At 63.2% G+C, this 12,937-nt stretch carries 11 protein-coding genes; 9 read left to right on the top strand and 2 right to left on the bottom strand.

Features of this window, described 5'->3' with window-relative positions; translation table 11 throughout:
* The first annotated feature begins 14 nt into the window (after positions 1-14).
* Positions 15-401, top strand: a complete 387-nt coding sequence (gene panD / locus QQJ96_RS11460; RefSeq protein ID WP_284332140.1) for an aspartate 1-decarboxylase — start codon at positions 15-17, stop codon at positions 399-401.
* Between the two features lie 153 nt (positions 402-554).
* Here the strand turns inward: panD and queG are convergent, their stop codons facing one another.
* Complete coding sequence (gene queG, locus QQJ96_RS11455) at positions 555-1,610, bottom strand: tRNA epoxyqueuosine(34) reductase QueG (RefSeq protein ID WP_284332139.1); 1,056 nt, start codon at positions 1,608-1,610, stop codon at positions 555-557.
* Between the two features lie 41 nt (positions 1,611-1,651).
* On the opposite strand from queG, the gene QQJ96_RS11450 reads away from it, so the two are divergent.
* The 7 genes from QQJ96_RS11450 (at position 1,652) to QQJ96_RS11420 (ending at position 10,958) form a co-directional block, all read left to right on the top strand.
* Positions 1,652-3,136, top strand: coding sequence for an NAD(P)H-hydrate dehydratase (locus QQJ96_RS11450; protein WP_284332138.1), 1,485 nt, complete (start codon positions 1,652-1,654; stop codon positions 3,134-3,136).
* Positions 3,129-3,590 (top strand): tRNA (adenosine(37)-N6)-threonylcarbamoyltransferase complex ATPase subunit type 1 TsaE, encoded by a 462-nt coding sequence (gene tsaE / locus QQJ96_RS11445; protein ID WP_284332137.1) that lies wholly within the window; start codon positions 3,129-3,131, stop codon positions 3,588-3,590. Before QQJ96_RS11450 ends, tsaE begins: the two co-directional genes overlap by 8 nt.
* A gap of 167 nt (positions 3,591-3,757) precedes the next feature.
* Positions 3,758-5,101, top strand: a complete 1,344-nt coding sequence (locus QQJ96_RS11440) for an ABC transporter permease (RefSeq protein WP_284332136.1) — start codon at positions 3,758-3,760, stop codon at positions 5,099-5,101.
* A 12-nt stretch (positions 5,102-5,113) separates the two neighbouring features.
* Positions 5,114-6,355, top strand: coding sequence for an ABC transporter permease (locus tag QQJ96_RS11435; protein WP_284332135.1), 1,242 nt, complete (start codon positions 5,114-5,116; stop codon positions 6,353-6,355).
* Between the two features lie 133 nt (positions 6,356-6,488).
* Entirely contained in the window at positions 6,489-8,015 is a 1,527-nt protein-coding gene (locus tag QQJ96_RS11430; RefSeq protein WP_284332134.1) for an N-acetylmuramoyl-L-alanine amidase, read from the top strand.
* 91 nt (positions 8,016-8,106) lie between these two features.
* Entirely contained in the window at positions 8,107-9,930 is a 1,824-nt protein-coding gene (gene mutL / locus QQJ96_RS11425) for a DNA mismatch repair endonuclease MutL (RefSeq protein WP_284332133.1), read from the top strand.
* 110 nt (positions 9,931-10,040) lie between these two features.
* Positions 10,041-10,958 (top strand): DUF1684 domain-containing protein, encoded by a 918-nt coding sequence (locus QQJ96_RS11420; RefSeq protein ID WP_284332132.1) that lies wholly within the window; start codon positions 10,041-10,043, stop codon positions 10,956-10,958.
* A gap of 64 nt (positions 10,959-11,022) precedes the next feature.
* Here the strand turns inward: QQJ96_RS11420 and QQJ96_RS11415 are convergent, their stop codons facing one another.
* A complete protein-coding gene (locus QQJ96_RS11415) occupies positions 11,023-11,805 on the bottom strand; it encodes an enoyl-CoA hydratase/isomerase family protein (RefSeq protein WP_284332131.1) in 783 nt (260 codons plus the stop codon).
* 313 nt (positions 11,806-12,118) lie between these two features.
* Here QQJ96_RS11415 and bamJ point away from each other — a divergent pair, with 313 nt between their 5' ends.
* Positions 12,119-12,871, top strand: a complete 753-nt coding sequence (gene bamJ / locus QQJ96_RS11410) for a BamJ family beta-barrel-assembly machinery protein (RefSeq protein WP_284332130.1) — start codon at positions 12,119-12,121, stop codon at positions 12,869-12,871.
* Positions 12,872-12,937 lie beyond the last annotated feature (66 nt).

Here is a 12,937-nt window from a genome sequence, read left to right as displayed (position 1 = left end):
GCTGGAATGAAGTCATGCAACTGAACATGCTGAAGGCGAAGATCCACCGTGCCACCGTGACCCACGCGGAACTGCACTATGAGGGTTCGATCGCCATCGACGGTCTGCTGCTCGATGCCTCGGGCATCCGCGAATACGAGCAGATCCACGCCTGGAACATCAACAACGGCAAGCGCTTCGTTACCTACGCGCTGCGCGCCGAAGAGGGTTCGGGCATCATCTCGGTGAACGGCAGCGCCGCGCACCGTGCTCAGCCGGGCGACCTGGTGATCATCGCGGCCTTCGTGCATCTGAACGAGGCGGAAGTGGAAAAGTTCCAGCCGACCCTGGTGTACGTGGACAAGGACAACCGCATCAGCCATACGAATCGTTCGATTCCGAAACAGATGGCGGCAGCGTAACGCCAGTGCAGCCGTCATTCCCGCGAAAGCGGGAAGCCATTTTGCTTTTGCTCTGATGCATCTTTAAAGATGGATTCCCGCTTTCCTCGTTCCTCAAAGCCAGGCACGTCCATATGCCTTCCCCGCGTGCGCGGGAATGACAGCTATGCGGCCTTAGTCATGCCGCGCCAACGCCCAGGCCACGTGTTCGCGCACAACCGCCGAAGGGTGTTCGGCGCGCGCCAGCAGCGCCGCACGCACCTGTTCTGACGATGGCGCATTCCCAAGCGCAACCGCAATATTGCGCAACCATCCTTCGTAGCCTGCGCGACGGATCGCCATGCCTTCCGTGCGCCGTAGAAATTCCTCCTCGCTCCAGCCGAACAGTTCCACCAGCTTGGCGCCATCAAGGCTGTGCCGCGGCGCGAAATCCGGTTCGGTCGCATCTTGCGCGAACTTGTTCCATGGGCAAATCAGCTGACAGTCGTCGCAACCGAAGATACGGTTGCCCATCGGCGCGCGCAGGTCTTCGGGGATCGAACCTTTCAGTTCGATCGTGAGGTAGGAAATGCAGCGGCGTGCATCCAGGCGGTAGGGTCCGACGATCGCCTGGGTTGGGCAGATATCGATGCACTTGCGGCAGGTGCCGCAATGCGCCGTCGCCACTTCGTCAACGGGTAGCGGCAGGTTGGTGTAAAGCTCGCCGAGAAAGAAATACGAGCCGGCTTGGCGATTGATCAGCACCGTATGCTTGCCGATCCAGCCGAGGCCGGCATTGCGTGCGAGCGCTTTTTCCAGCACCGGTGCGGAGTCGACGTAGGCGCGATAGCCAAAATCGCCGATCGCCTCGCGGATGCGATCGGCCAGCTTCTGCAGCCGGTTGCGCATCAGTTTGTGGTAGTCCCGGCCGAGCGCGTAGCGTGCCACGTAGCCGGCCTCGGCGTCCTGCAGCACATCCCATGCGTGCTGGGTTCCCGGTGGCAGGTAATCCATGCGTACGGAGATCACGCGCTGCGTGCCTGGTTCGAGTTCATCTGGCCGGCTGCGCTTGCTCCCATGGCGTGCCATGTAATCCATCTCCCCGTGATAGCCGTCTTCCAGCCAGCGTTCGAGGTGCTGTTCGTCCTGTTCCAACGTCACGCCGCTGATGCCGGCTTCGGCGAAGCCGAGTTCGCGCGCCCAGCGCTTGATATCGCGGGCGAGAGCGGCGTAATTCGGGGAAACATCCATGGGCATGCGCATAGTGTAGTAGCGCTCTCTATAATCCGCCGATGCACGCAGACCGGCACCTTCGCGATCTCTACACCGTCGAGCAGGTGCGCGCCCTCGACCGGCGCGCCATCGACGAACTGGGCGTCAGCGGTTTCGAGCTGATGAACCGGGCCGCCACGGCGGCCTTCGCATGCCTGCGCCGGCATTGGCCACATGCGCGACAAATCGCCGTGTTCTGCGGCCCGGGCAATAACGGCGGGGATGGTTATCTGATCGCAGGCCTCGCACAGGATGCCGGCCTCGGTGTCGAGGTGGTGGAATTGAACGACGCTGGGCGAGGCGATGCCGGGCTCGCGCGCGATGCATGGCAGCGCAGCGGCGGCATCACGCATCGCTGGCATCAGGATGCGTCGCTGCCGCAGGCCGACGTGTACGTGGATGCGCTCTATGGCACAGGCCTGAATCGTGCTCCGGAGGCCGCTGCCAGCACCTTGATCGAACGCATCAACGCCTCGGGCATACCTGTGCTGGCAGTGGATATTCCATCCGGTTTGAACGCCGATACCGGTCATTGCGCCGGTGCGGCAATCCGCGCGCAAGTGACGATGAGTTTCATTGCCGCCAAGCGCGGCATGTATACCGGGCAGGCCGCAACCCAGGTCGGCTCGCTTGAGATCGACACGCTCGGCTTGCCGCAGCTCTTGTGGCAGGGAGTGCCTGTGGACGCCACATTGCTCGAAGCCATGCATCTTGGGCCGCGCGCACGCGATGCGCACAAAGGCGATGGCGGGCACGTGCTGGCGATTGGCGGCGATCACGGCACGGCAGGCGCCATTCGCCTGTGTGGTGAAGCGGCGTTGCGTTGCGGGGCGGGGCTCGTAAGCATTGCCACCCGCAGCGAAAACCTCACCGCCTTGAACAGCGCGCGCCCGGAATTGATGGCGCACGGTGTGCATGGCCCGCAGGAGCTGGAAACCATGCTCGCGCGCGCCACCGTGCTTGCGGTGGGGCCGGGTCTGGGACAGGGCGCATGGGGGCATGCGTTGTGGCTGACCGCACTGGATAGCGGCATGCCGCTGGTGCTGGATGCCGATGGCCTGAACCTGCTCGCCCGCGAGCAGCGCTGTTTCACCCTACCTGCCGTACTGACACCGCATCCTGGTGAAGCGGCGCGCTTGCTCGGCAAAACCAATGCCGAAGTGCAGGCTGATCGATTCGCCGCGGCGCGCGAACTGGCACGACGCTACGGTGCGGTGGTCGTATTGAAAGGATCGGGTAGCCTCGTCGCGAATCCGGATGGACGTCTAGACGTCTGTACATGGGGTAATCCAGGTATGGCGAGCGGTGGCATGGGTGACCTGTTGACGGGCGTGATTGCCGCCTTGATGGCCCAAGGCTGCTCAGCCTGGGATGCTGCCCGCATCGGTGTCGGCCTTCATGCGCGCGCGGGGGACGTGGCGGCGCGCAAAGGTGAGCGTGGCTTGCTGGCCAGCGATCTGCTGGATCCTCTGCGAGCGTTGGGCAATGGATTCGGACATGACTGAACAACACTGGGAGCTTCCCGACGAAGACGCCACGCGTGTGCTGGGTACGAAGCTCGCCGGCGCCCTGGACAGTGGTCTGGTGGTTTACCTGCGCGGCGATCTGGGCGCTGGCAAGACCAGCTTCGCGCGCGCCTTGTTGTCCGCCATGGGCGTTGGCGAGCGCATCAAAAGCCCTACCTACAGCCTGGTCGAGGGCTATCACGGCAAGGACGGCCGACCGGCCTGGCATCTGGATCTTTATCGCATCGCCGATCCGGGGGAGCTGGAATGGCTGGGCCTGGATGCGCTGGCTGATCTCGCAGCGGTCGTGCTGGTGGAGTGGCCCGAGCGCGGACTAGGTGCGTTGCCCACGCCGGATGTGGAGGTGCATTTGAGCTATCACGGCAGCGGGCGGCACGCGCGCTTGCAGCCAAAAACGGTGCGTGGCGAACACGTGTTAGCTCGGATTGCTTGAGCGTCCTAAGACGCGCGCGTAGGCGCACGCCGTATTCGCAGAAAGTTTGACGCAAGTTTCGTCGATGGCTTCACATTCTTTAGACGGATCATGTGAACTTTATAAGAAGACAAGCTGGCGATGATCGCGCATTTGATCAGGAACGATTGGAGTGGGGGAGGGAACTCGTGCTCGGTTATTACGCTGTGTTGGCCATACGGAGTCTTAGTCGCGACATAGCGCTGACGCTGTTGATGGTGCTGACCATCGCCATCGGTATCGGTGCCAGCATGACTGCACTTACCGTTTATCACGTGCTGGCACGGGATCCCTATCCTGGGCGTAGCGGCAAGCTTTTTCGGCCACAGCTGGACCCGCGCCAATACGCCGATCGGAGCAAGACCAACCTGCATGCCGGCGCCGAAGAGCCCTATATCCAGTTGAGCTGGATCGATGCCATGAACCTGTTGCATGCGCACCGCGCGGATCGCCAGGCGGTGATGTCGACCGGTTCTTTCCGTGTGGAGCTGCCGGATGGCAAGGTCCGGCCGAGCCACTCCTTTGGGCTCTACACGACTACCGACTTCTTCCCCATGTTTGGCGCTCCCTTCCGTTACGGTGCCGCCTGGAGCGAGGCCGATGATGAGCGCGGTACGCGCGTGGTTGTCATCACCGATACGCTCAACGACATGCTGTTCGGCGGCGCGAACAGCGTCGGCCATATCGTCGTGCTGAGGGGCGTACCGTTTCGCGTGGTAGGTGTGCTGGATCATTGGCAGATCCTGCCGCGCATCTACGGCTCCTACCAGGCCATCGAATTGAGCGATGTCTACGAGGCCTACATCCCGTTGACCTCGGCTATCGATGCCGATCTGCATCCCGCAGGCAGCCGGCGCTGCTGGGACGAAAAAGTTCCTTTTCCGCCAGACAATCGGCAGAAGAAGACCGCGCCCTGTGCGTGGCTGCAAATGTGGGTGCAATTGGACAGCGCGGCCAAGGTGGCGGCCTATCGCGACTTTCTCATCCATTACTCGGAGGATCAGAAAGCGATCGGCCGGTTCCAGCGGCCACCCAACGTACGTCTGCGTTCCGTGACGCAATGGCTGGAGGCTTTCCACGCCGTTCCCGACGATGCACGCGTGCAGGTGTGGCTGGCTTTCGGTTTTCTGCTGGTCTGCCTGATCAATGCCACCGGACTGATGCTGGCCAAATTCATGCGCGGCATCGGTAACGTGGGTGTACGTCGGGCCATGGGGGCGTCGCGGCGGGCTGTGTTTGCGCAGCTGCTGGTGGAGGCCGGCATGATCGGTGTCGCGGGCGGCCTGATCGGACTGGTGCTGGCCTACGGCGGGCTGTGGCTGTTGCGGCAGCAGCAAGATGGCGACATCGACTATGCCACGCTGGTGCACATGGACGTCGGCATGCTGATCATCAGCATCGTGATTGCGCTGGCCAGCAGCCTGCTGGTCGGCTTATTGCCAGCATGGCGCGCCTGCCAGGTCTCGCCGGCCCTGCAGCTCAAGACCCAGTGAGCAACTTTAGTCATGGACCTCAAGCCGATACTCTCCGCACTGCTCCGGCACAAGGTGGTGCTTTTTCTGCTGGTGCTGGTGATCGCCCTCAGCTGTGGCGTGGTGAGCAACAGCGTCTTCCTGATGACCTTGCACTTGGAGCGGCTGCACATGCCCGCCGGCTTCGACGAGGATCGGCTGGTTGAAATCAATGCCGACACTCTGCTTACCCCTCACAGCGACGAAGCCAAGCGGCGCACGCGCGAAACGGCGGACGCCTTGCGCCAGATCCCCGGCGTGCAGGGCGTAACGCTGAGCAACCAGGTGCCGCTGGACTACAGTGCCTTCTTCCCCGGCTACATTGCACTCAACGAGAAGGATGCGGAAAGCCGATCCGGCGTACTGGTGGCGGTCTACGGTGGAGAGGAATTCGCCAAGACCCTCGGCTTGCGCCTGGTGGCCGGCCGCTGGCTGAACCCGCTTGGCTTTGTCGACTACGCCGACGTCTTCAAGCCGGGCAGCGTGCTTGCGCCGTCGGAAGCGCTGATTACCACGGCGCTGGCCAAGCGCGTGTGGCCCGGCCAAAACCCGCTCGGCAAGCAGTTCTATTTCACCAGCGGCAAGCCTCCGACGACGGTGGTCGGCGTCGTCGAACACTTACCACGCCCGAACGCGATCTACGGCCCTGGTGAGGAGGATTACAGCATCGTTTTGCCGATGCGCCTGTGGCTCGACGATGGCGTCTACTATCTGCTCCGCACCGCCGACCCCAGCCAGCGCCAACAGGTCCTGCATGCCGCTGTGGATACTTTGCATCGGCTTGATCCGCACGTAGCCATCATGTCGCAACGGCCAGTGACCGATGCGCGCAAGGAGCAGCTCGGCAAGGACCTGGCCATGGCCAGGATGCTGGCCGGGTTATGCGTTACCTTGCTGCTGATCACCGGCCTGGGCATCGTCGGCTTGAGCAGCTATTGGGTGCAGCAGCGACGACGCCACATCGGTGTACGCCGGGCCCTCGGGGCCACCCGCACCGATATCCTGCGCTACTTCATGCTGGAAAATTTCCTGCTCACCAGCCTGGGCGTGATGCTGGGCATGGCGCTGGCTTATGGCCTGAGCGCGTTGCTGATGCATTACTACGAATTGCCGCGGCTGCCCTGGTTCTATTTTCCGCTGGGTGCGGTGGCACTGTGGGTGACTGGGCAGCTTGCCGTGCTGGCGCCGGCTCTGCGGGCATCGTGTATTTCACCCGCCGCGGCAGCGGCGGGATGAGGCGTTTTGCCTCGATCAGCCTGCTGGGCGGTAGCGGAAGCTTCAGCGCATTCTGATAAAAGCCATGCAGCCCATGGAAATTTAAAGAAAAATCTCTTGCATTCAGGAATCTGGTGAGCTTCAATGCGGCACCATGAGGGGCTATCTCACTCGCATTTGTTGCCTGGTTGCTACCGCGATGCTTGCCGCGGCGCCCGGTTTCGCCCTGCAAGCGGCCGAGGTAAAGAACGCCCGCGTTTGGGCCGGCCATGACTACACCCGCGTGGTGTTCGATCTTTCCGGCCCCGCCAAATACAAGCTCAGCCAGGACGGTGACCGGATCGTGCTCGAGCTGGCCAGCAGTAGCGCCAGCGGCCGGCTTGCACCTGCCGCGCAGGGCATGTTCAAGAGCCTGACCAGTGCAGGGCAGGGGGATTCGCTGCGCCTGACCGCTTCGGTCGCGCCAAACAGCCAGCCGAAGACCTTCGTGCTCGGTCCGTCCGGTCAGGCCGGCTATCGGCTCGTGCTGGATCTTTATCCTGGCAGCGGCAAGCAACCGGTTGCGCCGGCCAAAGCCTCGGCGCCGGATCGCAGCGGCGAAGACACCGCTGTAGCGCCCAGCAAGGCGGCCCCGGTCGACCAGGCCGACGCCCCCGCACCGGTGGTGATCAACGCGAGCAGCAAGCTGACCTCCCGCAAGGGTGTCACTACCCGCCAGGCGGCGGTGTTGCTGAACAGCCAGCGCCAGGTCGTGGTGGCGGTGGATGCTGGCCACGGCGGCAAGGATCAGGGCGCCCACGGCCCCGACGGCACGCTGGAGAAGAACGTCACGCTCGCGGTGGCGCGCAATCTTGCCGCGCTGATCAACCGCCAGCCGGGCATGAAGGCAGTCCTCACGCGTGATGGCGACTACTTCATCCCGCTGAAGCAGCGCTATGAGATCGCCCGCCAGAATCAGGCGGACCTGTTCGTGTCGGTTCACGCCGACTCGTACACCAGCAGCGACGCAAAAGGTTCGTCCGTGTGGGTGCTGTCGCCGCGCGGCAAGAGCTCGGTGGCAGCGCAGATGCTGGCCGATCGTGAAAACAGTTCCGATCTGATCGGCGGCGTATCGTTGGCCGCCGAGAACGACAGCCTTGCCTCCGTGTTGCTCGATATGCAGCAGGGCTGGGCGGTGCAGGCGAGCGAGACGGTAGCGCAGAACGTGCTGAACGCGCTCTCGGCGCTTGGGCCCACCCATCGCGGCTACGTGGAGCGCGCCAACTTCGTAGTGCTGCGTTCGCCGGACGTGCCATCGATCCTGGTGGAAACGGCCTTCATCAGCAATCCGTCCGAGGAGCACCGGCTGCGCGATCCTGCCCACCAGCAGCAGCTTGCCACCGCGATCATGGATGGGGTGAAGGGTTATTTCCTGAGCAATCCGCCGCAGGGCACCTGGTTTGCGATGGAGGCCGCGCGCCGCAAGGGGGTGCTGCCTAACGATGCCAAATCCGACACCGTGGCCAGCACCGGCGAAGCCGCCGATGCGGACGTGCGTGACATGCATCGTGTAGCCAATGGCGAAACCTTGCGCAGCATTGCCAAGCAGTACGGCGTGAGCGTGGATTCACTCAAGAACGTCAACGGCATCAGCAGCAACAGCGTGCGCATCGGCACGATGCTGGTGATACCCAACAGTTGACGTAGGCTGGGATGACCATCCCAGCCCTGCGCACTGCAACCATCGATATCCGGATAGTTGATGCGACGCGGCGCTGCTAAGCTTGCGCCCCATGTCCCGTATCCGCCCTCTGCCTCCCGAACTCATCAATCAGATCGCCGCTGGCGAGGTCATCGAACGGCCGTCTTCGGTGGTGAAGGAACTGGTCGAAAACAGTCTTGACGCCGGCGCAGGGCGCGTGGAGGTCGATATCGAGCTCGGTGGCGCGCGCCTGATTCGCGTGCGCGATGACGGCGACGGCATCGCGGCCGATGATCTGCCGTTGGCCGTCGCCTCGCACGCCACCAGCAAGATCGGCAGCTTCGACGATCTCGAACACGTGGCAAGCATGGGTTTTCGTGGCGAAGCGCTGGCGTCGATGGCCTCGGTGGGGCGCTTCGCGATGACCTCGCGCCTGCGTGGCGCGGACAATGCCTTCCGTATCGAAGTCGACAGTGGCCGCATGCAGGACGTGAGGCCCGCGCAGCATCCGCAGGGCACCAGCGTGGAATTGCGCGACCTGTTCTACAACGTGCCGGCGCGCAGAAAGTTTCTGCGCGCGGAACGCACCGAATTCGCGCATATCGACGATCTGCTCAAGTCGCTTGCCCTGGCGCGTGGCGGCGTGGAGTTTCGCCTGAGCCACAATGGCAAATCGGTGCGCGTGTGGAAGGCGGCGCGTGACGAGGCGGCCATGTTGCTGCGCGTGGCGGAAATGCTCGGCGAAAACTTCCCGCAGCAGAGCCTGCGCATCGATCATGCTTCGGCAGGCATGCGTCTGTCAGGATGGGTCGGATTGCCGACGGCTTCGCGGCCGCAGGCCGATGCGCAGTATTTCTACGTAAACGGGCGCCTGGTGCGCGATCGGATAGTCGCGCACGCGGTGCGGCAGGCCTATGCCGACGTGCTGTTCCATGGTCGCCATCCGGCCTTCGTGCTCTATCTGGAGCTGGATCCCGTCGGCGTGGATGTGAACGTGCATCCGGCCAAGAGCGAAGTGCGCTTTCGCGAGCAACGCCTGGTGCACGATTTCCTGTTCCGCACTTTGCATGAAGCGCTCGCGGAAACGCGCGCCGGGCAACAGGCGGCAGTGGAAGCGCCGGCGTGGCCCGCCGCCGCGGGCGTGGCATCGACCGTGGTGCAGGAAGTGAACCGGCAGGTGAGCAACTGGCCGGCGAGCGCGTCGCAAAGCCGGCTGCGCTTGGGCGTTCGTGACGAACCGTTGGTCGAATACGCCACTTTGCTGGGTGAACCGATGGCCGAGCAGCGGAGCATCGTTCAACAGCCTCTGCCCGCAGCCGATGACAGCGAGGCGCCGCCGCTGGGCTACGCTATCGCGCAGCTCAAGACCATCTACATCCTGGCCGAGAATGCTCACGGCCTGGTGCTGATCGACATGCATGCCGCGCACGAGCGCATCACCTACGAAAAACTGAAAGCCGGCCGCGCGTGCAGCAATCTTCGTTCGCAAATGTTGCTGGTGCCGTTGTCGGTGCCGGTCAGCGCGAAGGAGGCCGCCGCCGCCGAAGAGCACGGCGACGCCCTCGCCGATTGGGGGCTGGAGCTTTCCCGCAGCGGCCCCTCCGCGGTGGTGGTGCGGCGAATCCCTGCCTTGCTGGAAGGTGCGGACGTGGCTGAACTTACCCGCAGCGTACTGGGCGAGCTGGCCCAGCACGGCAGTTCGCGCCAGCTGCAGGAGCTGGAAAACGAGTTGTTATCCAGCATGGCCTGCCACGGTTCGGTGCGCGCCGGCCGGCGCCTGACCGTTCCGGAAATGAATGCCCTGTTGCGCGAGATGGAAGCTACCGAACGTTCTGGCCAATGCAACCACGGCCGTCCGACCTGGGTGCAGCTGGGCATGACTGAATTGGATAAGCTTTTTCTGCGGGGGCGTTGAAGAGCTTCTGATCTCGTGTAGGCTGGGATCAAATCCCAGCATTGGACGCCGCATGGAAAGCTGGGATTATCACCTCAGCCTACGTACTTGCATCGAGCGGAGCAGACCCCATGTGGCGCAGCGTCCTGGTCGGATTGATCTTGAGTACTGGAGTGGCCCTCGTGCATGCCGATACCCCCCAACAAGCAGCAACCCCCGACGCGTACCAGCAAAGCATTGAAAAATGGCGCGCCGAACGCGTCGCACGGCTGACCGCGGCGGATGGCTGGCTCAGCCTTATCGGCCTGGAGTGGCTGCAGCAAGGCGCGAACAAGGTGGGTACAGCGACCGACAACGACATCGTCCTGCAGGCGGGTCCCGCGCATCTGGGCGTGATTACGCTGGACAAAAGCGGGCAGGCCAGCATCAAGCTCGCCGCCGGCAGCGGGGCTACCATCGACGGTAAGCCGGTTGGGGAGGCTGCGCTGATCGATGACATGCATGTCAAAGGCGATGCGGCGCCCACCAAGGTGGACTTCGGCACGGCGAGTTTCTACGTGATTGATCGCGAAAGCCGCAAGGCGCTGCGCGTGAAGGATGTCCAAGCCGCCACGCGCAAGCATTTCCTTGGTATTGACTATTTCCCGATCGATCCGTCCTGGCACATCGTGGCCGATTGGGTGCCGTTCGATCCGCCGCATGACCTGAAGATCGGTTCGGTGATCGGCACCATCGATACGGTCAAGGTGCCCGGCAAGGCCGTGTTTACCCGTGACGGCCACACTTATGAGCTGCTGCCGTACCAGGAAGAACCGGGCGGCGAACTGTTCTTTGTGCTCGCCGACCGTACCTCCGGGCATGAAACCTATGGTGCGGCGCGTTTCCTCTACGCAGCGCTACCGCAAAACGGCAAGGTGGTGCTGGATTTCAACAAGGCCTACAACCCGCCTTGTTCTTTCACGCCGTTCGCGACCTGTCCGTTGGCGCCGCCGGAAAATCGCCTGGACCTGCGCATCACTGCCGGCGAGAAGAAATATCGCGGTCATTGAGTAGGCTGGGATAGTCATCCCAGCTTTCCGTGCGGCACCTCGATGCTGGGATAGTCATCCCAGCCTACCGACCATTGAAGGTTGCCTTGCGCTTCCCCAGGAACGCGCTGGTCCCTTCCTTCATGTCTTCCGTGGCGAACATCAATGCGAACGCCTGGGTCTCGAATTCCAGGCCTTGATCCAGCGAAGTCTCGCCGCCCTGCAACACGGTGTCGAGAATGCTCGCCGCCGCCAGCGGGGCCGCTGCCGCCAGCTGGTCGGCCAGGGCATTGACCGTTTCATCCAGGGCTTCGGGCGCCACCACGCGATTTACGACACCCAACTCGTAAGCGCGCTGCGCCGTGATGTTGCTGCCGGTAAGGCATAGCTCAAGCGCCGCGCCGCGGCCGGCCAGGCGCAACAGGCGCTGGGTGCCACCGAACCCGGGAATCAGGCCGAGGTTGATCTCCGGCTGACCGAACTTGGCTTTCTCGCTGGCAATGCGCAGGTGGCAGCACATCGCCAGTTCCATGCCGCCGCCCAGGGCAAAGCCCTGGATGCGCGCGATCACCGGCTTGCCGAGCCGCTCGATGCCGCTCATCAGCCGCTGGCCGGTGCGCGAAAAGCTCTGTGCCTGCATCGGCGTGTAACCGTTCATCTCGCTGATGTCCGCCCCGGCGACGAACGCCTTGTCGCCCGCCCCGGCCAGCACGATGGACCGTACTGCATCGTCCTGGGCCGCCTGGTTGAAGGCCAGGGTCAGCTCGTTCAAGGTATCGCGATTGAGCGCGTTAAGCTTGTCCGGGCGGTTGACGGTGATGGTGCGCACGGCACCACGATTGCCGATCTCAAGGTTGCGGTAGGCCATGGTGGACTCCGTTGGAAAGTTAAAGCGCTGATTTTAGCAGCGGGAACCTTTGCCGCTTGCGGCTTTCTCACTGTGTCTCCGCTTGCCGCCTGGTCTCATCTGCCTGGGGGTGTTGAGCCTTCCCCCGCAGCGCTGAACATTCGGCAGCATCGTATCCAGCTACAGGACTGCCTACGAAGACGGCTTTCGCCGTATGCTTAGAGCCCGCCCCATGTCTCCAAGTCGTACCCATCGGTTTTGTTTGCCCACGGCGGCCTCTCAAGGATGCCAGCCGCACGGAGGCGTTGGGCGGTTTTGCAACCTGGAGAAAATAATGACCCCTGCGCGTTGCCTGATTGCGGTTCTACTGCTGCTTGCCGCCGGCGCGGTGCAAGCACAGGGAACGAACGCACCCGGGGCACCGCAGCAGCATCCCCCGGCGGTGAAGCTCGACAAGCACAAGCTGTCCTATGCCATCGGCTACCGCATCGGCACGCAGTTCTCCGACGGCGATTTCCCGATCGACATGGGCGTGCTGCAAAAGGCCATCGAGGACGCCTACGCCAAACGCCCGCCGGTGGTCTCCAAGCAAGACATGTACAACCAGCTGGTCGGCCTGGGCGAGCGCATGCATGAGCAGGCCGTGGCCGAATTCAACCGCATCGCGGCCGAGAACGCCAAGAAGAGCACCGACTATCTGACGCATAATGCAACCCTGCCTGGGGTGGTGCAGCTGCCCTCGGGCATCCAGTATTCGGTGATCAAGAAAGGCGACGGTACGGCCAGCCCGGGCACCGACAACCTGGTCACCGTCAACTACCGCGGCATGCTGATCGACGGCACCGAATTCGACAGTACCTGGGCGCACGGCAAGCCGGTTACGTTCACCGTGGACAAGGTGATCCGCGGTTGGCAGTACGTGATCCCACGCATGCACGTGGGCGATCGCTGGAAGGTCGTCATCCCGCCTGCGCTGGCCTACGGCGAACAGGGCGCGTTGCCGCGCATCGGTCCGAACCAGGCGCTGGTATTCGACATTGAGCTGCTCGACATCAAACCACCGAATCCGCAGGCGCCAGGCCCCTGACGCCGAGGCGACGCGTGCGCTAGGATGTTAGGGAGCCTCTGATCTATTCCTACGTACCCGTCACCG

The sequence above is a fragment of the Dyella flagellata genome (assembly GCF_030160275.1).
Classification (GTDB): Bacteria; Pseudomonadota; Gammaproteobacteria; order Xanthomonadales; family Rhodanobacteraceae; genus Dyella_B; species Dyella_B flagellata.
Note: the sequence above shows the minus strand (reverse complement) of the source record. Positions and strands in the feature narration are given on the sequence as shown.

Excerpts from the sequence above, each read along its gene's own strand:
- panD (WP_284332140.1), top strand. The coding sequence starts at position 15 with ATGCAACTGAACATGCTGAAGGCGAAGATCCACCGTGCCACCGTGACC.
- bamJ (WP_284332130.1), top strand. The coding sequence starts at position 12,119 with ATGACCCCTGCGCGTTGCCTGATTGCGGTTCTACTGCTGCTTGCCGCC.
- QQJ96_RS11430 (WP_284332134.1), top strand. The coding sequence starts at position 6,489 with ATGAGGGGCTATCTCACTCGCATTTGTTGCCTGGTTGCTACCGCGATG.
- queG (WP_284332139.1), bottom strand. The coding sequence starts at position 1,610 with ATGGATGTTTCCCCGAATTACGCCGCTCTCGCCCGCGATATCAAGCGC.
- QQJ96_RS11435 (WP_284332135.1), top strand. The coding sequence starts at position 5,114 with ATGGACCTCAAGCCGATACTCTCCGCACTGCTCCGGCACAAGGTGGTG.
- mutL (WP_284332133.1), top strand. The coding sequence starts at position 8,107 with ATGTCCCGTATCCGCCCTCTGCCTCCCGAACTCATCAATCAGATCGCC.
- QQJ96_RS11415 (WP_284332131.1), bottom strand. The coding sequence starts at position 11,805 with ATGGCCTACCGCAACCTTGAGATCGGCAATCGTGGTGCCGTGCGCACC.
- tsaE (WP_284332137.1), top strand. The coding sequence starts at position 3,129 with ATGACTGAACAACACTGGGAGCTTCCCGACGAAGACGCCACGCGTGTG.
- QQJ96_RS11450 (WP_284332138.1), top strand. The coding sequence starts at position 1,652 with ATGCACGCAGACCGGCACCTTCGCGATCTCTACACCGTCGAGCAGGTG.
- QQJ96_RS11420 (WP_284332132.1), top strand. The coding sequence starts at position 10,041 with ATGTGGCGCAGCGTCCTGGTCGGATTGATCTTGAGTACTGGAGTGGCC.